The organism is Chryseobacterium arthrosphaerae (genome assembly GCF_001684965.1).
Lineage (GTDB): Bacteria > Bacteroidota > Bacteroidia > Flavobacteriales > Weeksellaceae > Chryseobacterium > Chryseobacterium arthrosphaerae.
This window is the reverse complement of the sequence record NZ_MAYG01000001.1, coordinates 3,216,088-3,238,967: the sequence shown is the minus strand read 5'-3', so window position 1 is coordinate 3,238,967 and position 22,880 is coordinate 3,216,088. Positions and strand designations below refer to the sequence as shown.

The 22,880-nt window shown below is 39.5% G+C and carries 18 protein-coding genes; 8 read left to right on the top strand and 10 right to left on the bottom strand.

The genetic code is table 11. From position 1 onward, the window contains the following. Window position 1 precedes the first annotated feature (1 nt). Entirely contained in the window at window positions 2-4,984 is a 4,983-nt protein-coding gene (locus tag BBI00_RS14550) for a GEVED domain-containing protein (protein ID WP_065399431.1), read from the top strand. Between the two features lie 92 nt (window positions 4,985-5,076). Here the strand turns inward: BBI00_RS14550 and coaE are convergent, their stop codons facing one another. The 4 genes from coaE to ruvB all read right to left on the bottom strand — a co-directional run bounded on the left by coaE (window position 5,077) and on the right by ruvB (window position 8,298). Then, window positions 5,077-5,703, bottom strand: a complete 627-nt coding sequence (gene coaE / locus BBI00_RS14545) for a dephospho-CoA kinase (RefSeq protein WP_065399430.1) — start codon at window positions 5,701-5,703, stop codon at window positions 5,077-5,079. 9 nt (window positions 5,704-5,712) lie between these two features. Further along, entirely contained in the window at window positions 5,713-6,579 is an 867-nt protein-coding gene (locus tag BBI00_RS14540) for an MBL fold metallo-hydrolase (protein ID WP_065399429.1), read from the bottom strand. Between the two features lie 13 nt (window positions 6,580-6,592). Then, window positions 6,593-7,210 (bottom strand): FMN-binding negative transcriptional regulator, encoded by a 618-nt coding sequence (locus BBI00_RS14535; RefSeq protein ID WP_065399428.1) that lies wholly within the window; start codon window positions 7,208-7,210, stop codon window positions 6,593-6,595. Between the two features lie 65 nt (window positions 7,211-7,275). Further along, window positions 7,276-8,298 carry a Holliday junction branch migration DNA helicase RuvB gene (gene ruvB / locus BBI00_RS14530; RefSeq protein WP_065399427.1) on the bottom strand — a complete coding sequence of 341 codons (1,023 nt, stop codon included), beginning with the start codon at window positions 8,296-8,298 and terminating at the stop codon, window positions 7,276-7,278. 256 nt (window positions 8,299-8,554) lie between these two features. On the opposite strand from ruvB, the gene hutI reads away from it, so the two are divergent. The 4 genes from hutI to BBI00_RS14510 all read left to right on the top strand — a co-directional run bounded on the left by hutI (window position 8,555) and on the right by BBI00_RS14510 (window position 13,508). Continuing rightward, window positions 8,555-9,781, top strand: coding sequence for an imidazolonepropionase (hutI, locus tag BBI00_RS14525; protein ID WP_065399426.1), 1,227 nt, complete (start codon window positions 8,555-8,557; stop codon window positions 9,779-9,781). A 20-nt stretch (window positions 9,782-9,801) separates the two neighbouring features. Beyond that, window positions 9,802-10,878, top strand: a complete 1,077-nt coding sequence (locus BBI00_RS14520; protein ID WP_065399425.1) for a DUF695 domain-containing protein — start codon at window positions 9,802-9,804, stop codon at window positions 10,876-10,878. 276 nt (window positions 10,879-11,154) lie between these two features. Then, window positions 11,155-12,078, top strand: a complete 924-nt coding sequence (hutG, locus tag BBI00_RS14515) for a formimidoylglutamase (RefSeq protein ID WP_065399424.1) — start codon at window positions 11,155-11,157, stop codon at window positions 12,076-12,078. 137 nt (window positions 12,079-12,215) lie between these two features. Continuing rightward, window positions 12,216-13,508, top strand: coding sequence for an aldehyde dehydrogenase family protein (locus BBI00_RS14510; RefSeq protein WP_065399423.1), 1,293 nt, complete (start codon window positions 12,216-12,218; stop codon window positions 13,506-13,508). A gap of 201 nt (window positions 13,509-13,709) precedes the next feature. On the opposite strand, the gene pyk is transcribed toward BBI00_RS14510, so the two are convergent. From pyk to BBI00_RS14485, 5 genes are read right to left on the bottom strand one after another with little or no spacing between them, the layout of a single operon-like run. Continuing rightward, on the bottom strand, window positions 13,710-15,155 hold the full coding sequence (pyk, locus tag BBI00_RS14505; RefSeq protein ID WP_065399422.1) for a pyruvate kinase: 1,446 nt from the start codon (window positions 15,153-15,155) through the stop codon (window positions 13,710-13,712). Then, the gene (locus tag BBI00_RS14500; protein ID WP_065399421.1) at window positions 15,148-15,621 is read right to left on the bottom strand and encodes an IPExxxVDY family protein; all 474 of its coding nucleotides are present in this window, start codon (window positions 15,619-15,621) and stop codon (window positions 15,148-15,150) included. Before BBI00_RS14500 ends, pyk begins: the two co-directional genes overlap by 8 nt. After that, window positions 15,599-16,363 (bottom strand): ribonuclease III, encoded by a 765-nt coding sequence (gene rnc / locus BBI00_RS14495; protein WP_065399420.1) that lies wholly within the window; start codon window positions 16,361-16,363, stop codon window positions 15,599-15,601. The genes BBI00_RS14500 and rnc overlap by 23 nt, the downstream gene beginning before the upstream one ends. Window positions 16,364-16,372: 9 nt before the next feature. Continuing rightward, complete coding sequence (gene fabF / locus BBI00_RS14490) at window positions 16,373-17,617, bottom strand: beta-ketoacyl-ACP synthase II (RefSeq protein ID WP_065399419.1); 1,245 nt, start codon at window positions 17,615-17,617, stop codon at window positions 16,373-16,375. Window positions 17,618-17,651: 34 nt separating this feature from the next. Next, the gene (locus tag BBI00_RS14485; protein WP_002976354.1) at window positions 17,652-17,891 is read right to left on the bottom strand and encodes an acyl carrier protein; all 240 of its coding nucleotides are present in this window, start codon (window positions 17,889-17,891) and stop codon (window positions 17,652-17,654) included. Window positions 17,892-18,280: 389 nt separating this feature from the next. Between BBI00_RS14485 and catB the strand changes: the two genes are divergently transcribed. Both catB and BBI00_RS14475 read left to right on the top strand, forming a co-directional pair. Further along, on the top strand, window positions 18,281-18,910 hold the full coding sequence (catB, locus tag BBI00_RS14480; RefSeq protein WP_065399418.1) for a type B chloramphenicol O-acetyltransferase: 630 nt from the start codon (window positions 18,281-18,283) through the stop codon (window positions 18,908-18,910). Between the two features lie 96 nt (window positions 18,911-19,006). Further along, window positions 19,007-19,585 (top strand): NADPH-dependent FMN reductase, encoded by a 579-nt coding sequence (locus BBI00_RS14475; protein WP_065399417.1) that lies wholly within the window; start codon window positions 19,007-19,009, stop codon window positions 19,583-19,585. Window positions 19,586-19,659: 74 nt separating this feature from the next. Here the strand turns inward: BBI00_RS14475 and BBI00_RS14470 are convergent, their stop codons facing one another. Continuing rightward, window positions 19,660-20,139, bottom strand: coding sequence for a hypothetical protein (locus tag BBI00_RS14470; RefSeq protein WP_065399416.1), 480 nt, complete (start codon window positions 20,137-20,139; stop codon window positions 19,660-19,662). An 863-nt stretch (window positions 20,140-21,002) separates the two neighbouring features. Between BBI00_RS14470 and BBI00_RS14465 the strand changes: the two genes are divergently transcribed. After that, window positions 21,003-22,598 carry a hypothetical protein gene (locus tag BBI00_RS14465; RefSeq protein ID WP_123902286.1) on the top strand — a complete coding sequence of 532 codons (1,596 nt, stop codon included), beginning with the start codon at window positions 21,003-21,005 and terminating at the stop codon, window positions 22,596-22,598. Window positions 22,599-22,880 lie beyond the last annotated feature (282 nt).

Sequence of the window (22,880 nt, the reverse complement as noted above, 5' to 3'; positions counted from 1 at the left end):
TATGAATAAAACTTTTATTTCTTTCTTTTTCCTTTGTTTGTTCGCAATGGCTCATGCACAATGGACCCCTGCAGCACCCGATGGAAAACTCATCAGAGATGGCTTGCCCAATGACAGCTATTACTCTTTAGACATTTCACTGCTAAAATCTCAATTGAAGAATGCGCAGGAAACAGGCAAAAATGCAAAACCTGTGATCATATCTTTACCTACTTTAAACGGGAAAATTGAAAAATTTTCTGTCTACAGTTTTCCGGTTGTGGTGAAAGAGCTGGCAGAACAATATCAGCTTGGCTCCTACGTAGGAGTAGGAATTGATGACCCTGGCAAATACCTGAGGTTTAGCTTAGCACCTCATGATTTTCAGTCTATGATTATCACCGGCGAAGGATCCGAATTTATAGAACCTGCGAATACCGCTAAAACTGTTTATAGGGTTTATCCTAAAACAAAAGGAGGGAAATCCGGATTTGTGTGCTCAACCGGAGAAGAGGAAAGTGATAAACTTGAGATAGAAAAGCTACATCAGCAGGGGCAGTCTTTTACGAATCAGGTGACAAATTTTGGAAAATCATCTGACCGGAAATACAGAACATTGAGATTAGCACTGAGTGTGTGTGGTGAATATACCCAGTATCACGGAGGAACTGTAGCCGGAGCATTGGCTGCTATGAATGCAACGCTTACAAGGATCAATGGAGTTTATGAAAAAGACTTTGCTCTTCATTTAAATTTACAGAATTTTCCAAGTCTGATATATACCAATGCAAACACGGATCCCTATTCCGCAACTGAAAACGGAACCCAGAACGGTATCGTGGGCTGGAATTCTCAGGTTCAGAATGTTCTTACCGCAACCGTAGGTAATGCAAATTATGATATCGGACATTTATTTTCTCCGCCGGGCGCCGGTGGAAACGCCGGATGTATCGGCTGCATATGCCGGGATAATCTGACACCTGCAGGAAAAGATAAAGGTTCAGGCTGGACTTCTCCAGGCAATAATCCTCCGGTAGGAGACAATTTTGATATTGATTTTGTTGCCCATGAGATAGGACATCAGCTGGGAGGAATACACAGTTTTTCTTATGACGCTCCTCAATTAGGTTCTGCAACAAGTGTTGAACCGGGTTCAGGGTCTACCATTATGGGCTACGCAGGTGTTACAGGAGCAAATACTGATGTTCAGCCACATTCAGATCCTTATTTTAATACAACCAATATAAGAGACATTCAGGCCAACCTGATTAGTAAAACCTGTGATATAGAAACACAGATTACCAATACGCCGCCAGTAATCGGGGCATTGCCTACTTATAATATTCCAAAAGGGACAGCTTTTGTCCTGACAGCATCAGCTACTGATGCGGAGAATGATCCAATGACGTATACCTGGGAGGAAGTAGATATAGCGAATGAAGTGATTAATACGAATAATTTAGGGAATACGGCATCCGGACCGTCTTTCAGATCAATTGCACCATCCAATAGCCCTACACGGTATTTTCCAAGACTCAGTTCTGTTCTGGCAGGTGTTTTAAATAATTCAAATAATCTATGGGAGGCCGTGTCTACAGTGGCCAGAACAACCAGATTTACAGTGACTGTGCGTGACAACAATCCTGTTTCCACAGAACAACAGACACAGTCGGCAACCCAGACAATTATTGTTGGAAATAACGGACCGTTTAAAGTGAACCCTACAACTGTTTATAATAACGGACCCACTAACGTAGTCTGGGATGTTGTGAATACCAATGCAGCACCCTATAATGCTCCTAATGTAAAAATTGATTTTACTACAGATAATGGCGTTACCTGGAATGTAGTGACAGCTTCAACACCTAATGACGGATCCGAAGCGCTGGATTTCAGTCCTTTTCCGCTTACTGTAGGAGGTACTGCAAAAATCAGAGTAAGTGCTCTTAATAACGTATTTTATGCTATTGGAAGCGCTCCGATAAGTACATTGCCAATCTGTAATACTAATGCTCCGGGAGGAATTGTAGTGACAGCTACTACACAAACAACAGCCACTATAACCTGGAATGCCTCCTTTAATGCAACTTATATAGTACGGTACCGTGTAGCGGGAGCTACTGCATGGATAACGGTTAACCCCAATCCAACCGTTAATACGACAACACTGCAAGGACTTACAGCAGGTACTCATTATGAAGTTCAGATCGCCAATATCTGTTCTGGGGTAACCGGAAACTTTTCGGCATCCACAGTGTTTATGACTCCTTATTGTACGGCTACTTCTACGAATACCAATAATGGATATATTTCAAATGTCACGGTAGCAGCTACAAGCTCTTACACCATGAGCAATAACTCCGGAGCTAATAATTATACCGATTATTCAGCGGATGCTACCAAATTAATAACCCTGGTCCGGGGGACTGGTAATAATACGGTTTCAGTATCAAAATTCTGGCCGGGAACGATGAGTAATAAGGCTGTAAGCGTATGGATAGATTTTGACAAGAACGGGACATTCGAAACAACAGAGAGGGTACTTAATGCAGCCAATAACCAGGTAACTCCTGTAACGGCTACATTTCCGGTGCCTGCAACAGCTTATTCAGGGCCTCTTACCACAAGGATGCGGGTCGTTATGAGAGATATAAGCAGTCCGGCTGTCTGCGGATCTTTTGCCAATGGTGAAGTAGAAGATTATGCTGTTAAACTTATCGATTTGCCGACATGTACCACCGCAGCACCTTCTAATATTACCATCACCAATCTGACACCAACCTCTGCCAATGTATCATGGGCTACTACGGCAGGAGCCACTTATATATTAAGATACAGAAAAGTAGGAACAACAGCATGGACGACTATAAATCCTGTGTTGCCTCCGGGAAATAACTATACCATTCAAGGCCTTACAGAACAGACGCAATATGAAGTTCAGGTGTCAACAATATGTAATAATAACCAAGGAGCATTCTCTCCTTCACAACAGTTTACAACACCGGTATTAACCTATTGTCCTATGACAGGTACAGGAACAAATGAACATATTTCAAATGTAACTGTAACTTCTGTCAACCCTGCTTTGGCTGTAATGAATAATACTTCTGTACAGAATAATTACACCAATTATACCACCCCTGCCACCCTGATCACCTTAGAAACCGGATCAGTAAATAATAAAATTTCAGTAGCTAAAGGGTGGAGCGGTGCAACATCAAATACAGCCGTTACAGCCTGGATCGACTTTAACAGGGACGGGCAATTTGATAACGCTGAAAGAATTCTAATTTCAGCAGCCAGTTCCAATACACCGGTTACCGCAATGTTTGATGTTCCTTCAAATGCTTATTCAGGACCATTGACAACAACCATGAGAGTGGCTTTACGAAGAACAAGCGCGCCTGTAATGTGCCAGAATATCACAGATGGTGAAGTGGAGGATTATGCCGTAAGATTAAGACCCTGCAGTACTGCTACACCTACCGGATTCGGAGTGAATACAGTAACTCATAATTCTGCTGTTATCAACTGGACTGCAGCAGCGGATAATATTACTTATCTTTTACAGTATAGGGTGCAGGGGGCTGCAGCATGGACGGATATTTATGTTACCAGCATACCTTATACCCTGAATAACCTGTCACCTTCTACTACCTATGAAGTTAAAATTGCGGCAAACTGCGGAATATCTTTAGGAACATTCACACCGGTCGTAGTATTTACAACAAGATGTGATCCTGAACCTCCGGGAGTAACGGTCAGCAGCATTACCACAAACTCAGCCCTGATTACCTGGGCACCAAGTGTGACAGGAGTAAAGTATAAAATGCGATGGAGAAAAGTAGGAAGTACAGGATGGCCCAATCCGGAAATCGATCTGCCTGCAGCACCGGCCAATACCTATACTCTTGGCAGCCTTGATCCGTACACAGCCTATGAAGTACAGATTGCCAGCCAGTGTCCGGCAGAGACTATCTGGAACTCTTATTCAAACCCTGTAATATTTACTACAGAGAGAACCTGTGAACTTCCTCCTCCGGGACTTACCATTACCCAGCTGTTGCCTACATCAGCAGTTATTCAATGGGATCCTTTCCCAGGAGCTACTTATCTTCTGCGATACAGAAAAGTAGGAATTCCAGGCTGGACAAATATTCAGGTTGCTACCAATAATTATACCCTGACCGGATTATCTGAACTTACGAAATATGAAATGCAGGTTGCCAACATCTGTAATGGTATTCCCGGCACCTTTACACCACCTTACTACTTTACCACACCTACCGTGACCTACTGTAGAATGTCTTCAGGAAGTTCAGTAGGGGAACATATTTCTAAAGTTACAGTGAAGCCGAATGGTAAGAAAATAATGGAAAATGAATCCGGGGCATCTACCTATACCGATTATACAGGAGTTCCTGAAACATTCATAGAACTGATTCAGGGATCTGTGGATAATGAAATCATTATTGAGAAAAAATGGACAGGAAATACTTACAATGAAGGAATTGCAGTCTGGATTGACTTCAACAGAAACGGAGAATTTGATGTGAACGAGAGGGTATTTACTTCACCTCCTAATACAACAAGCCCGGTATCAGGAAAATTCAATGTACCTGTAGATGCTTTTGTAAGTATGACCGACTACAAATACGTGGTAATGAGAGTAGCTATGGAAAGAGACGGAGTTCCGGTGAACTGTCTTAGTTTTAAGAATGGGGAAGTAGAAGACTATTCTGTGAGAATTTCCAAAAACGTTATTTCCAATCCTCTCAATCAGGATGATATCCTGATTTATCCTAACCCGGTAAGTTCTGTATTGTATGTGAAAAATATTGGCAAAAGAGCAAAATATAAGATCTATAGTGCAGTAGGGCAGGTGATCGCAGAAGGAATTCTGCTGAATAACCAGATTAATGTCAGTAAGCTTATCAATGGGGTATATGTGATCGACATTGATGACAATGGTAAAACTGTACAGAAAAAATTCATTAAAGAGTAAGCTCCTTAGACCGTAAGAGCTTTCAGAATAGAAAATTGATTGCACCTTATTATTAAAAAAACTCGTTAGAAATTATTCTAACGAGTTTTTGTTTATTCAATTGCAAAGATGACTTTTTCAGTCTCTTCTTTTAATTCTTCCAGATTGGTATTGTTGTAGATAATGCAATCTGCCATTTTGATCTTATCTTTTTCAGACATTTGCTTCTCCATCACTGCCTGTACTTCACGGTAAGTTTTATTATCCCTGTCCATAACCCTTTTGATCCTGATATTATCTTCAGCAGTTACCAGAAGAGATTTGTAGCATTGCCTGTTAAGTTTCAGCTCAAACAACAATGCTGTTTCTTTGAAAACCAGGTATTTGGTTTGTTTCTTTACCCAGTCCTCAAAATCTATCCGTACAGCCGGATGAATGATTTCATTTAACTGCTCAAGCAGATCCTGATTACTGAAAACTTTCCCCGCAACAAACTTTCTGTCATAGAGGCCATTTTTATCATATGATTCTTCGCCCAGGAGTTCTTTGATTTTTATCTTAAGATCTTCGCTCTCATTGACAATGGCTTTTGCCCTGTCATCCGAATAATATACCGGAAAACCAAATTCTTCAATAAAATGAGCTACTGTGGTTTTACCTGAACCGATTCCTCCTGTAAGGCCTATGATCTTGGGTGCGGGCGGCTCTGCCTGCTGTGCCTCTGAATGTAATTCTTCCATACTTTAAAATTAATATCCAAAAACATCATTAAAGCTGAATGTCTCATCCAGTCTTACTCCTTTCTCTGTCATCTTAAGACTTGCCAGCTCATGGTGAGCATCATGTTCAAAGAACAGAAGGTATTCATTATCGATACATTGTTTAAGGAATTTTCCTTTTTCTTCCAGTGTTAAAAGCGGTCTTGTATCATATCCCATTACATACACCTGGTTGATGTGTCCTGCAGTAGGAATAAGGTCTGCTGCAAAAACCACTGTTTTTTCCTGGTACTGAATAACTGGAAGCATCTGCTTTTCCGTATGTCCGTCTACAAAAATGACATCCATTTTCAGATCGGGAGCGAAACCATAATTTCCTGTTGTTGGAAGCGGTAAATAGTTCAGCTGTCCGCTTTCCTGCATAGGCATGATGTTTTCTTTAAGGAAGCTGGCTTTTTCTCTTGCATTAGGTTCCGTTGCCCATTTCCAGTGGTTTTCGTTGGTCCAGAAATTGGCATTTTTGAACGCCGGCCTGTATCCTGTTCTGTCATCATTCCACTCTATAGCTCCACCGCAATGGTCAAAGTGAAGGTGGGTAAGGAATACATCGGTAATATCTTCCTTTACAAACCCATATTTCTTTAAATTTTTATCAAGGTTATCATCTCCCCATAGAGAATAGTGCCCGAAAAACTTATCATCCTGTTTGTTGCCCAATCCGCAATCTACAAGAATCAGTTTTTTTCCGTCTTCAATAAGCAAAGAGCGGGTTCCAAGCTCGATCAGGTTTTTTTCGTCTGCCGGATTTGTTTTTTCCCACAGACTCTTTGGGACGACTCCAAACATGGCACCGCCGTCCAGTTTAAATTTTCCACATTGTATTGGATATAGCTTCATATGTATATTTTGATTATTTCTTTTTTATTAATTTCATTTTTTCAGCAATCTTCCTTGCATTATCATCAGCAGACTCTTCAAGATGTAAAATGATGTTTTGAAAGTCATTCTCTTTTCTGTTCTGAGAGAGTTTCTGCTTGATAAATATTTCGGTAGGAAGTATCTTCATTCCAAAAGCGCCTTTCATTTCTTTTTCCACAAACTCTTTTCCCATATCTTTCACCATCACCGGGCACTGCTGGAAATTTTCATATTTTGAGGTTAATTTTTCCAAATGAGCGTACAGCTCATCATGGTTCATAAGTTCCACTTTTCCATAGATCTGTACCGCCTCATAGTTCCATGTAGAAACATTGATGTGATCATACCAGCTGCTGGAAATATAAGCATGGGAACCCAAAAAATCACATAAAACCTCATCACCGTTTTTTAAAGTTCTGGCTTGTGGGTTTACTCTTGAAATATGAGTCTCAATATAAACATTTTCCGGATCATTTTCGTTCAGCATCATCATGGAATGAGTAGCACGTATTTTATCAACAGAAGAAATGAGTAGTGCAAAAGAATTTTCTTTAATAATTTCTCTCATCACATCCATATCTTCACTTCGGTACAATTTAGGAACAAACATAAATAATAACTCTCTTTTAAAATCTTACACTCAAAACTTTGAATCAGTATCCCTGAACTGCTTAATTAAAATAGTTCGCCCGGATTTTTAGGCCTTGAAATACTTAAATGCTGATAGGCTTTATCAGTCACCTCTCTTCCTCTCGGAGTTCTGATGATAAACCCTTCCTGAATCAAAAACGGTTCATATACTTCTTCCAGCGTTTCCGGATTTTCCCCAATGGAAGTGGCGAGAGCAGAAATACCTACCGGTTTTCCTTTGAAGTTTTCAATCATCACACGCATGATCTTATTGTCCATTTCATCCAGACCGAACTCATCTACATTTAACGAATCCAATGCATATTTGGTAATTTTGATCTCAATCTCTCCATTCCCTTTAATTTCTGCAAAATCCCGAACCCTTCTCAGCAGTGCATTGGCAATTCTGGGCGTTCCCCGGCTTCTTCTTGCAATTTCTATCGCCGCATCTTCATAGATGGCAACTCCCAGTACCCTTGCGCTTCGCTGAATAATCACAGATAAAAGCTCAATAGAGTAGTACTCAAGCCTGCTTTGGATTCCGAATCTGGCAAGCATAGGTTTGGTGAGCATTCCGCTTCTGGTAGTAGCACCTACCAATGTAAAAGGATTCAGCCCGATTTGTACACTTCTGGCATTGGGACCCGTTTCCAGCATAATATCGATTTTGTAATCCTCCATAGCAGAGTACAGATATTCTTCCACAACCGGAGAAAGACGGTGGATCTCATCAATGAAAAGAACGTCATTTTCTTCAAGGTTGGTCAGTAAGCCTGCTAAACTTCCCGGCTTATCCAGTACAGGACCGGAAGTAATTTTGCAGTTGACACCAAGCTCATTGGCAATGATATTCGCCAGGGTTGTTTTTCCAAGTCCGGGCGGACCGTGTAATAAAACATGATCTAGCGCACCACCACGTCTTTTGGCAGCCGTTACAAAAACCTCAAGATTTTCCAGCGTTTTTCTTTGTCCCGCAAAATCTTTAAAGCTCTGGGGACGGATCTGCTCTTCCTGCATCAGCTCCTCTCGTGAGTAGTTTTCTTTATCTGGATGTAAAAAATCTGGCATTAATTCATTTCATTTACCTCAAAGATAGGAAATTTAGACTAAGATTGAAAGGGAGATCGAGAAAAGAGAGGAAGGGGATAAAGGTATAAAGTATATCATAGGGCAGGATATAACCAATTGAGATATTTTAAGTATTTTTGAGAGGAATAATAAAAGTTTGTGCTGTGAAATTAATACCGTCCGGATTATTCAATATGCCGGAAAATAATAAAGTATTAAAATAAACAGTTCATCTTCTAACCTTTAGCCTAAATAAATGAAATTAATAGGACCATTCAGGCAGGTTGTGACACTTGCCAACTTACCATTAAGAGGAAAACTTACTGACGAACAACTGGAAGTGATTGCCGACGGAGGAATTGTAGTTGCCGATAATACCATTCAGAAAACCGGAAATTTTGAAACATTAAAGACAGAAAATCCTGGAATAGAAATCGAAACAATTGAAGGAGATCAGGTTATTCTTCCTGCTTTTGTAGATTCACATACCCATATCTGCTTCGGAGGAAACAGGGCGAATGATTTTGCAATGCGTAATGCAGGGAAAACCTATCTGGAAATTGCAGAAAGCGGTGGTGGCATCTGGAGCTCTGTACAGCATACCAGGAATGCATCGGAGGAAGAACTGCTGAAAATATTATTGGAAAGAATCGGTTTCCTTGTTGATCTTGGAATTACCACGATTGAAGTAAAAAGCGGTTATGGCCTGGATGTGGAAAACGAACTGAAAATGCTCCGCATCATCAAAAAGGCACAGGAATCTACTGAAGCTACTTTAGTTCCGACCTGTCTTTCCGCTCATTTAAAACCAAGAGATTTTGAAGGAAATAACCCTGAATATTTAGATTACATTCTTACGGAGATTTTACCGAAAGTAAAAGAAGAAGATCTGGCTAAGCGTGTGGATATCTTTATTGAGAAATCAGCATTTCAGCCTGAAGAAAGTAAAGAATTTTTACTTAAAACTAAAGATTTAGGTTTTGAGATTACTGTTCATGCAGACCAGTTTACACCGGGAAGTTCCAGAATCGCCGTAGAAGTTGGAGCAAAATCTGCAGACCATCTTGAGGCAACCGTTGATGAAGATATAGAGTTCTTGGCAGAATCCGATACAGTAGCAACAGCACTTCCGGGAGCAAGCTTAGGATTGGGCGAAAAATTTACACCGGCAAGGAAATTATTGGATGCCGGAGCAATCGTAGCCATTGCCAGTGACTGGAATCCGGGATCTGCCCCGATGGGAAATCTGATTACCCAGGCCTCTATTCTGGCTACTTTCCAGAAGCTGACTACTGCTGAAGTATTGGCCGGGATGACTTTCCGTGCGGCCTATGCCCTTAATCTGGAAGACAGAGGAAAACTGGAACCGGGTAAGAAAGCTGATTTTGTAACTTTCAAAACCAATAACTTCCAGAATGTACTGTACAGCCAGGGAAGCCTTAAAGCTGAACATGTTTATATTAACGGAAACCGTATTGATTAAATAATAAAGCCTTTCTGAGTATGGAAGAAAAAGAGAATAAACAAAAGCTGGATTATAAAGAATTTTGGGACTGGTTTGTAACGATGGAAAAAAACTTTTATCATGTCGTTAAAGAAGGTGGTCAGGAATCCATTGAGAAGGACTTTTTTGATGTCATTTCTCCTAAACTCAGACAGGTCAATGAAGGATATTATTTCCTGGCAGGAATGTTCGATCATTCCACTGCAGAGCTGATTATTACCGTTGAAGGGCAAATAAAGAATATTGTTTTTGCCGAAGAACTTATTGCAGCAGCTCCGGTACTGGAACACTGGAAATTTACAGCGCTAAAGCCGGCAATGGATGTCAATAAAGTGAATATCACGATGGATGGTTATCAGTTTACCAAAGACAATATCTTCTTCTATTCCAGGGAGCAGGAAAAATATCCGGATGAAATTGATCTTGTCTTTGTGTACGATGGAAATGCCGAAAACAAAAATGCCATTACAACGGGAGTCTGTATTTTTCTGGACAGCTTTTTGGGTGAACTGAATTTTGCAACACAGATTGATACCTTTACCGTGGTAGGAAAAGAGCATGCGGAGAAAGAGCTGGTTCCTGTTGAAAAACTAAAAGATTTCCTGTCATGGCGGGAGAGAGAGTTTACAGAAAAGTATAAAAGTGTAAAGAGAGCTGAAGCCGAAGATGAGTTTTCAATCCTGAGGGCTCAGCTGGATAATGAGAGACCGCTTATAGCCTGTATGAATCTTCCATTATTGCAATTTGATGCAAAAGCTTCTTATCCGTGGATTTCGGTTATTAAAGCCCATTATAACGGAGATAATAATGACGGCCTTCCTGAAAAAGAAGATTTTGAAAAGCTGAGTGATATCGAAGATAAAGCCGTTGAAGAGCTGAAAGAAGCAGGATACCTGTATATAGGAAGAGAAAGTGCAGATAATGTCAAGGAAAGCTTTTTTGCAGGAAAAGACTTCAGGCAGATTGCTAAGGTTTTCCAGAAAATAAAACAGAGCAATCCGGAATATCAAATGTCATTCAGGATTTTTAAAGATAAATACTGGCAGTTTTTTGAATATTATAATAACGCTGTATAGGCAGGTTGATCACTGTCTTAGCGCTAAAATACAGGAATGTGGAAGAAAAAAGTTCTTCCACATTTATTTTTTCCGGATCTCAGAAACCTATATGGTTGGGTTGTTAAAAAAAACAGGTTGATCATCTGCAATGCCAATCCAGATAAAGTATAAAAGCAATCTATCGTATTTACACTGAATTCTTTGCATAATCTGTGGAAGGCACTTTTTTATCTAAACAATATTAGTTAGCTTTACAAGGATATAATGATGTGACTAAATTGAATTTTTAAAATTATGTTTCAGAATATTTGGCAGGGTAGATTAGATGGAGAAGAACTTCTTTTCCACAGGCTATTTCAGAGAGTAAAGGAAGAACAGAATTACGATAATATTTCAACGGACGATTTCGTATTGCATGGTTTTGCGGTAGATGAAGGAGTGAGGAGAAATAAAGGCCGTCTGGGAGCAAAAGATGCCCCGGATATCATCAGGAAAAACATGTCAAATTTTCCGGTTATTTTTCCTGACTTTTCAATGCTGGATTTTGGAAACATTACCTGTGAAGACGGCAACCTGGAAAATACCCAGAACAACCTTGCCAAAAATGTCTCAAAAGTACTTTTAAAAGGAGGAAAATCTCTTGTTTTAGGAGGCGGACACGAAGTGACTTATGCTCATTATTTAGGCATTAAAACAGCCTTTCCGGAACAAAAGATCGGAATTATCAATATTGATGCCCACTTTGACAACAGGCAGCCGGAAAAAGGAGTAGGGCCGAGCTCAGGAACGGGATTCTGGCAGATTGCTCAGGAAGGACCGATCAATTCCCTTCACATCGGGATCCAGAGAAATTCAAACACCCTGAAACTTTTTGATACGGCCCATCAGTATGGGATGAAATATATCCTGGCAGATGAATTGTTTTTCGAGAACCTCGCATCCATTTATCAGCGTATTGATGATCTGCTCAACTCCGTAGATTTTGCTTATCTCACCATTTGTATGGATGTTTTTAATGCTTCTATCGCTCCGGGGGTTTCCGCTTCAGCATATAATGGTATCTTTGCAGACGCAACCTTTATGCATTTTTACAGACATATCTTAAAAAATAAAAAACTGGTTGCGCTGGATGTCGCTGAGGTGAACCCGTCATTTGACCTTCAGGACAGGACGGCAAGACTGGCAGCATGTCTGGTAAATGAATGGCTGATGATTTAAGATAAAGCTATATTCTTCCGATAGAGAAAATCATTATTTTATTGACCCTTAAGGAATGGAATTTGCTGATTTCACCGTGCTTTTAAAATAAAAGCGCTTATAAATTCATTAGCTGAATTTAAAACAGAAATTATATTATGGAACAATTAATTGAAAGCAAGCTTATTAAAGCAGATAAAGCGTTTTCAGTATGGAGAAAAGTGCCGTTTGAGGAAAGGCAGAAGTTAATTGCAAAAGCAGCAGAAATTTTAAAAAATAATTCAGAGAAATTTGGAAGGATCATTACTACAGAAATGAATAAACCGATTTCGGAATCAATTGCTGAGGTAGAGAAATGTGCTTTGATGATGCACTATTATGCCGATGCAGAAAATATTTTAAAACCTGAAAAAGTTGAATCCGAATTTGCTTACTCTGAAGTACATTACGCTCCGAAAGGGGTTATTCTTGGTGTTATGCCATGGAACTTTCCTTTCTGGCAGGTATTGAGATTTGCTGTTCCGGCAATGTTGGCCGGAAATACAGTGGTTTTGAAGCATGCTTCAATTTGTTTCGGAAGTGGAAACGCCATCGAAGAAGTTCTTTTGGAAGCAGGTTTTCCGGAAGGTATTTTCCAGAATCTTGAAGTGGGGCACAAAGTCGTAAAAGAAATCCTTGAGCATGATGCGGTAAAAGGAGTGAGCCTTACAGGGAGTGGAAAAGCAGGAGGAGAAGTAGCCTCAATAGCAGGTTTAAATATCAAAAAATCCTTACTTGAATTGGGTGGAAGTGATGCATTTATCATTTTTGATGATGCGGATCTTGAAGCAGCTGCAAAAGCAGGAGTAAAATCCAGGCTTCAAAACTGTGGCCAGACCTGTACGGCTGCAAAAAGATTTATCATTGATGAAAATATTGAAGATCAGTTCTTACCCATCTTCATTGAAGAATATAAAAAATATGAAATAGGAGATCCACTTAATAAAGAAACCAAGCTGGCCGGAATGGCAAGGCCGGATCTTGCTGATGAGCTGGAAGCCCAGTTCAACAGGGCCCTGGAAAATGGTGCTGAAATCATTATTCCTTTGGAAAGGGTTTCGGAAAACGAGTTTAAACCGGGACTGATCAGAGTTCAGGAAGGGAACCCTATCTTGAAAGAAGAACTTTTCGGCCCTCTTGGCATGATCATGACTGCCAAAAATGATGAGGAGGCATTACAGATTGCCAACGATATTCCTTTCGGGCTTTCCAATTCTGTATGGACAAAAAATAAAGACCGTCAGCTATTCTTTATTGATAACCTTGAATCCGGAACAGTCAATATCAACAGAATGACCAGTTCTGACCCGCGTTTTCCGTTTGGAGGGTCAAAGGCTTCAGGATACGGAACGGAGCTTTCTTTACTGGCTTTAAAAGAGTTTGTAACCGCAAAGACAATTGTAGGCAATTAAAGCTTATATCATTGTAATGTCATTCCGAAGACTCAAAGACTCTCAGTGATCCTTCACTTCACCCCGTTTTGTTCAGAATGACAGGATTACCACATATAAAAAATAAAAACTCCCGGAAATTCAATTTCCGGGAGTTTTTTATATGCTTTGACAAAAGTAACTTTGCTTATTGCTTATTGCTTATTGCTTATTGCTTATTGCTTATACCGTCGTCAGTCTCAAAGTATTTGTCTTTCCACCTTCATACGATGGAGTCGCATTGATATTGATTACGAAATCTCCGGTTTCAATATAACCGTAATTATGCGTTAACATATTCACCTGGATGATGGTCTCGTCGGTAGATTTTTTCATATCGTAATAATAAGCGTGAACACCCCAAAGAAGGTTCAGCATCGTAATTACTCTTCTGTTACCACTGTATACAATGATGTGGGAATTAGGTCTGTGTGCGGCAAGCTGGAAAGCCGTATATCCTGAATGCGTTAGCGTAACGATTGCAGAAACGTTCGTTGTTTTGGCAATTCTTACCGCTGCAAGACATACCCTGTTCGTAATGAATCGTTCATCGATACAGTTGTAGTCTTTTTCGATCGGTTCGTTCTTGTGTTGGTAGAAATGGGTGGTTTCAATGTTTTTCACAATTTTAGCCATGTTTTCTACCACCTGTACCGGATATCTACCTACAGAAGTTTCTCCTGAAAGCATTACCGCATCCGCTCCATCCAATACGGAGTTTGCTACGTCATTTACTTCCGCTCTTGTTGGCGTTAAGCTGTTGATCATCGTTTCCATCATCTGGGTAGCAATGATTACAGGCTTGGAGTAGAATCTTGCTTTTTCTACCAGGTTTTTCTGGATGGCAGGAACTTCCTCCATCGGAACTTCTACACCAAGGTCACCACGGGCAACCATAAGTCCGTCGCATTCCAACAGGATTTCGTCAATATTTTTTACCCCTTCAGGTTTTTCAATTTTTGCAATAATCGGAGTTTTGAATTTACCGTTCGGGTGTCCGGCGATCAATTCTTTCAGGTCAATGATATCCTGAGCATGACGTACAAAAGAAAGGGCGATCCAGTCCACTTCCATGTCAAGCATGAAGTTGGCATCCTGAATATCCTTCTCTGTCAGTGCAGGAAGAGAAACCTGTGTATTAGGTAAGTTCACTCCTTTTTTAGAACTTAGAGGCCCCCCCTGTATCGTTTTAGCTTTTACAGTGTCTACTTCATTGGTTTCGGTAACCTCCAATACCAGCTTACCGTCATCGATAAGGATTCTTTCCCCTACTTTTACATCCTGAGGAAACTGTTGATAGGTCATATACACCTTGGTAGAGTCTCCTTCCATCTTTTCATTGGTGAAAGTAAGAACATCCCCGGGATTCAGATACGAACCTTCTTTTACAACACCTACTCTTAGCTTAGGCCCCTGAAGATCTCCCAGAATACCCACTGAATAACCATACTCGCTGTTCAGCTCTCTAATTATTTCAATATTTTTTCGAACTAAGTCGTAATCTGCATGTGAAAAATTTATTCTGAAAATATCAACACCCGCCTTCATCAGATCTAACATTACCTCCTTCGACGAAGAAGCAGGCCCTAGTGTTGCGATAATTTTTGTCTTCTTTAAATACTTATTCATAATACTGGATAATTTGATAAAGTTCCTCATCAGAACTCAGTGTATAATCTTGAATTGGAAACACAAGATTTTCAGGGAGCAAAATTACGGAAAAATCAGGAAACTGTTCCGAACTATGCAGAATATATTCTACATCTACCTGATTATTTAATAAAAATTTAATATTTTCTTCTTCTGTAAAGAGTTCCGTCTGAACTTTTTTTTGCTTACTTTCAGAAGATTTGTTGGAAATAAAGGTAAAACAGGTTTTGGAATACTTGTGGTAGGCTTCAAATCTGGGAAAAAAATAATCATAATACCCTCCGTGAAAGACAAGATCTTTTTTTCTTGAGAAACTGAGGTTGTTGGCCTGATTGATTTTATAGAAAAACTCATGAGCGGGTATATCTTTTGCTAATCTTACCAATCCTATGGCAATATCTTCAAATTCTATATCATCAAGATCATAAAGTTTTTGAATTTCCAAGTATATTTTCTTTTTTATTTAAAATATAAAATGCCCTCTGTGCTGCCTTTTCCTCTGCCTTCTTCTTGGAGGTCTCCGTTGCGTTGGCAATCTTTTCGTCTCCCAACCATACGTGACATCTGAATACGACCGATTTGTTGACCTGTACCTCCTCGCAGGTTTCGTACTTTATATTCACCTTCTTTTTCTGGCTCCATTCAAGCAGAAGACCTTTATAACTGACGATCTTATTTTCAAGCTTATTGATTTCAGAAGGCGTCAGCAGTTTATCCAGAATGATTTTTTTACACGCATCATAATGGAAGTCTAAATAAACGGCACCAATTAAGGCTTCAAATAAATTTCCGGAGATATTTTCCCCAAGAGCTGACGAACTGTTTTGCTTTTGCAAAAGACTGGTAAGCTTGAGATCTTCTCCTAATTTATTAAGGTTTTTCCTATTAACAATCTTAGATTTCATCTGAGTCAGATAGCCCTCATTAGCCTGAGGATACGTCTGAAACAAATGACAAGAAATAATTGTACCCAAAACAGAATCTCCTAAAAATTCAAGTCTTTCGTAATTGCTGTCTTGATTTTTAGAAGAATTTTTTAAAGAAAAAGCTTCACGGTAAAGAGCAAGATTGTGAACCTCGGTACCTAACACTTTTCTGAGCTCGGTACTGAGAAAATAATCTCTCTCCGTTAGTTGTCTTTTTCTTTTTTTGAGAAGGAATTTAGAAAAGTATTTCTGTAACTCCATTCATTGAATTTAGATTTTCTTAAATAGAACGCAAGCGTTGTGCCCGCCAAATCCAAAAGTATTGCTCATGGCTACTTTTACATCTTTCTTCACGGCAGTATTAAACGTAAAGTTTAGTCTGCTGTCTATATTTTCATCATCAGTAAAATGGTTGATGGTAGGAGGAACAGTACCATGAATAATAGTTCCTAACGCAGCGATAGCTTCAATAACACCTGCTGCACCCAAAAGGTGACCGGTCATTGATTTTGTAGAATTAATCTGAATATCGTAAGCGTGCTCGCCTAATAACTTTGAAATTGCGTTGGATTCTGCGATGTCTCCTAATGGAGTAGAAGTACCATGCATATTGATATGATCTACTTCATCAGCAGTTAAACCGGCATCTTCCAGGCAGCTTTTCATTACCAGATAAGCACCAAGACCTTCAGGATGAGGAGCTGTCATGTGATGTGCATCGGCACTCAGACCTCCCCCTAATAATTCTGCATAAATTGTTGCACCACGTTTTACGGCGTGCTCATATTCCTCAAGAATGATACATCCTGCACCTTCACCCAATACAAATCCGTCTCTGTCTTTGTCAAAAGGTCTTGAAGCTGTTTTCGGATCATCATTTCTTGTAGAAAGTGCCATCATTGCATTGAATCCACCCACACCACTTGCTGTAACAGCGGCTTCAGAGCCTCCGCATACAATCACATCTGCTTTTCCAAGCTGGATCAGCATTTTGGAATCAATAATAGCATTTGCTGAAGAAGCGCATGCAGATACAGTCGTATAGTTGGGTCCATGGAAACCGTACTCAATAGAGATGTGCCCCGGAGTGATATCCGCAATCATTTTTGGGATAAAGAACGGGTTGAATCTCGGAATTTCCGTATTCGCCCATCCTAACACTTCCGTTTCAAAAGTCTCTAAACCTCCGATTCCGGAACCCCAGATTACTCCGACTCTGTTTTTATCCACATTGTCTTCCATAATTCTGGAATGTGCTACTGCTTCTTTAGCGGCAACAAGCCCCAGCTGGGTATTTCGGTCCATCTTTTTAGCCTCTTTCTTATCGAAATGCTGTAACGGATCGAAGTTTTTTACCTCACATGCGAACTTGGTTTTAAAGTTTGTGGCATCAAAAAGAGTAATCGGAGCGGCACCGCTCTCACCTTTCACAAGATTTTCCCAGTATTCTTTTGCATTATTTCCTATTGGTGTTATTGCTCCAAATCCGGTTACAACTACTCTTTTTAATTCCATAAACTTTGTTTAATTTCTTTTTTGTTGAAGAATATTATTTATTTACTACTTCTTCGATGTAAGCGATAGCGTGTCCTACAGTAGTAATTTTTTCAGCTTGGTCATCAGGGATCTGAATGTTAAATTCTTTTTCAAATTCCATGATTAACTCAACTGTATCTAGTGAATCAGCTCCTAAATCGTTAGTGAAGCTAGCTTCAGGAGTTACTTCTGTTTCTTCAACGTCAAGCTTATCAGCGATGATAGCTTTTACTCTTGATGCAATGTCTGACATAGTAAATTATTTTTTTAATTGTTAGATGCTGCAAATATATAAAATTCTTTACGATAAAACATTTTTTTAGTCTTTTTTGTGGACAGGAGGCTGTCATTTTAGATCAGGATAGTTTAGTCTTTTAGTTTTCAGTCGTTTATATTTGATTGGATTAGAGAGGATTAATTTTTAATTTCCCGTAAATTAAATTATTTTCCGGGCAAAATGTTTAAAAACCCATAAGATTCGTCTCTGCCGGCACAAAATTGAATGAGAAGTCTGTACTTTTTTACTTATATTTGTGTGTTATGAAATTAACACGTTAGCTTTTTAAATTAACAAATCCTGTTTTCTAAAGAATAGCTTGCAGCTGTTCTCTTGTTTCTATTGTTATATTTAAAAGCTGAAAAATGAAAAATTTCTTTGAAAGTCCTTTTAAAGGCAAAATCATAAAAGACCATATTCAGAATCCCAATATCATTGCCGGTAAATATTCTTATTATTCAGGATATTATCACGGGCATTCTTTTGATGACTGTGCCCGGTATCTCCTTCCGGACAGAGATGATGTGGATAAGCTGATCATAGGATCTTATTGCTCCATAGGTACAGGTGCGAGTTTCATCATGTGCGGAAACCAGGGGCATAGACACGACTGGATTTCAAGCTTTCCTTTCTTTTATATGTCAGAAGTAGAATCTTTCCGGAATAGTAAGGATGCTTTTGAACCGGCTGGGGATACCGTCATTGGGAATGATGTCTGGATAGGGACAGAGGCGATGATTATGCCCGGAATTACAATCGGGGATGGCGCAGTTATTGGCAGCCGGGCTTTGATTACCAGAGATGTGGAACCTTATACTATAATGGGTGGAAATCCTGCAAAACCGATAAAAAAAAGATTCAGTGATCATCATATAGAGCTGCTGCTTGAAATGAAATGGTGGGAATGGGATGAGCATATTCTGAAAGATGCCATACCGGTACTGTGTTCTGCAGATATAGCTCTGCTGTATGAATTTTATAAAAAAATAAAATAATATTGAGGCTCCATCGGAGCCTTTTGTATGGGAATGCTTTCTGTTTCGCATTGTTTTTGCTGATGATCTATTAATAAACACTTAAATATTAATATCATGAGCAAGGTAATTGGAATTATAGCCGGAAGCCTGCGCAGGGAATCTTTCTCCAAAAAGATTGCGAGGGCGTTACTTCCCATGGTACCTCAGGATTTTGCGTTCAGAATCATTTCCATTGAGGATTTACCAATCTACAATCAGGATTTTGATGACCATGACAACGTTCCTGAGTCCTATGTAAAGTTCAGGGATGAGATAAGAAGCATTGATGGAATTATTTTTGTGACTCCGGAGCATAACCGTTCCGTTCCTGCTGCCTTGAAGAATGCGATTGATGTAGGATCAAGACCTGCAGGCAAGAATGTTTGGGATGGAAAACCAGGTGCGGTATTCAGCAATTCACCGGGAAACCTGTCTGCTTTCGGGGCCAATCATCATGTAAGGCAGAGTCTTGTATTTCTCAATATTCCTGTCATGCAACAACCGGAAGTTTATCTCCCCCATATTGATAAGGTATGGGATGAAAACGGAAATCTGAAGGATGAGAAAGTAAAAGATTTCCTTCAAAAGGCGGTGGATGCCTACATTGAATGGTTTAAAAAGAATAGGGTTCCTGATGGAAACCCGGAAACCTGAAAATGAAAACACTGATAACTTCAGTGTTTTTTTATTGATGAATTATAAAAATGATAACCCTATGGATGTTGTCTTTAAGGTTGACCTTCAAGGCCCCGAAGATATTTTTCCTCAGCATTTCCATATCCGGAGTATAGGATCTGGTAATCATCATATCCGTAATGGGTTGAAAAATGATACCCGTTTTCCGGATCCAGGGGGCTTTCCAGTGATCCTTTTACAATGCGTCCATTGTCAATGACGATCTGAATCAGATCAATAATGGGATAAGAGCTGGAAATATCCATGAAACTTACGATAAGGAAGCTTTTCAGTCCAAGTTTTCGGACAGTCTCCATCAGTTTCCTGGTTTCTTCTGAAATAGGATCTTTCTCTATGTCAATCTCACTGATGCAGCCATAATGATGAAGATCTTCACATACCCTATCCATTGTCAAAAAAGGAAAAGGAATATCTGTATAGTCACTGCCATCGTAAGCCTTGGCATAAAAATGAACGATGTCTTTCGGGATTTGGGGATTTCCTTTTACAATGATACAGCTGATGAATTTCATGATGCGTTTTTTTAACAGGAAGAAAAATGACGGATATGTGCTATTTTTTATGAAAAGCTTTATAGGTAATATTGTAAAAGTATAAAAAAATCTTTTAAAACACTGATCATGAAAAAAGTCATCATTCTGAATATTTGATTGATGGTGTGTTTAATGAGTACCATTGCAAAAGCAATAGTTTGAGTTTCATAATTTATATTGGTTAATGTAAAAGACTGCCTCACAAATGAGGCAGTCTTTTTTAATGTGAAGTCATGAATTTTTCGATCTGTTTAAATTGTTCAATGATCATTCCTGTAATATCATTGAACAACAAAATATTAGTTAATGCTAACATTTTTATGAAATGAAACTTTAAATTATTTTCATATAACTTTCTGATAATCAGATTAGGTGTATTTTAAATGTAGTGTGCTTTTTTATAAGTGTATCTTTTATGTATTGTCTTTTTTTGAAAATTGTGGCAGATGTAATTATTCTTGCATTGAAAAAAAAATACAATGAAAAAAAATGCACTACAAAATTCTGATCAGAGTTGTATTGACGAAGTCATGACTGATACGTTTTCAGCTTATGAGAAAGGCGTTTTAAATATTGTTTTAAAACGGATACAAAGGCGGGTTGTTCGCATATTTTCCCATATTGTTCCTTCTCACAATTTGCAGATGTCCCCACAAACAGAACCAATCAATATACTGATCAGGCGCAAAAGATCTGTTTTTTAACCTGCTTTCTCTGAAAGCTGCCAATATCTTTTAGTCAAAGAGATCTTGCCTTTCAGAGTTTACATAACAAAACACAATATACTTTCTTTATTGAAAGGACAGAAAGTATATACATATCAACAGCTAATTATACAAATTATGAAAAAGATTTTTAACCTTTTAGCCATTTTGGCGCTGGGCCCACTGGCCTTCTCACAAGTTGGGGTAAACACTCAAACTCCTGAAGCAAGCTTAGATGTAAGAGCAAAAAACCACACCGGAACCACTCCCGGTGATGTGACTGCAAAGGATGGGGTACTGGTTCCGAGGGTATCTTCATTATTAACAAACGGTACTGTAAACGGACAGTTAGTCTATCTGGTAGCCAATAACGGTAGTTTTGCAAAAGGATTCCATTATTGGGACGGCGCTGCATGGGTGCCGATAGGAGCCGGAGGTAATGGTGACGGGGATGCATGGGGAGTCACAGGAGAAGATCAGACTTCGAATATTGGAAGAACCGGAAGTGTGGCTATAGGAGCCAATGCTCCTGATCCCTATGCAAAACTGGATGTGTCCTCCAGCAATCAGGGGATATTGGTTCCCCGTATTAATTTGACTTCCAATACACTTGACCTGAATTCTGATGGAGACGGAAACGTGGCCAATCAGCCTGCAGGTTTACTTATTTATAACAGTGGAAACACTTTTGTAAAAGGATATTATTTCTGGAACGGGACGGAGTGGAGAAGTATAAACAATTCCGTTGTTACGGCACCCGTTATTGCCGGATTAGATTGTCAGAGCGCCATCTTAGATCCCAATATGTACCAGACCGGCATTGCCTATAACGGATACCTGAAAATTCCTTATACAGGTGGTAACGGGGCTTCTTATGTTGAAGGATCCACGATTACAGTGAACGGGCTTCAGTTTAAATTACAACCGGGCACACTTGCCTATGGCTCAGGAGTATTTGTCTTTTCTGTTGCAGGAACACCTACGGTGTCTTCACCAATCGAAACATCAATTCCTGTTCAGGGTTCCGCAGGTAATAATTTAATACCGTTTCTTAGCCCGGCTATGAATTGTACCGCCACTGTTGGAAACAGCACTTCAACGGCAGCTGATGTGAAAGTTGCTGCTGTGATGGACTATATGAAATTTGTTACCGACCCTGACACGGGAGTTAAAGGCTTTGTTGTAGAAGCGAAGACTCCGGATGGCTTATATACGGTAAGAGTATTTATGAGACATTCAGCACAAAACGGAACTGCAACTGCCACGAATAATACAAATAAAACCACCAGTCTAACTGAAAATAACGTTCAGCTGAGAAACAATTCAGCAATCGCTAAAACAATTATGTGGAACTTTACTACATTCTGGGGGACACAAGCAGGAAATAGTTCACAAGTACCCTACGGTGATACAGGAGCTGTACTGGTACCTGCTGGCCAGCCGGGGGGAGCCAAAGGAAACTCATGGACAACGATGGCTTCTGGTACGGCTGCAGCAAATGCAGGTGCATGGGGAGATCCCGGGATTTATAATTCATTGGTTGGAGGCAGTTCAACAACCAGTCCAGGACCGGAATACAGATATTATGCATGGATTGATACGTCCACCACTTCAAAAGTGGCCTATATTGCCACTGTAATGGCTGGAATGGACCCATCTGCTTTACCAACAGCAACAGATGTTACTAAACAGAAGGTATTCATCAGAATAGAACAAATTACCGGCGGTCTATAAACTCATATCATTCAGGGAAACAGGGACATTACCCTGAATGATTGTTATTATTTTTTTTGTATTTTATGATTACAGGCCTTCTGGAGGCCTGTATCTTTGTTAATGATCTACTGTTTTGTTCCGGGTTAACCTAAACTAACTTCATTTCTGCCATTACATCAGTCTTTTGATTTGAAAAAAACTTAATTTTCTATTGGTGACTTATAAACCCCACATATTTTGATGTGACAGGGTTCATAAACTTATTTTCCTAAAAAGGTGAAAATATCCAGATCTGAAAAA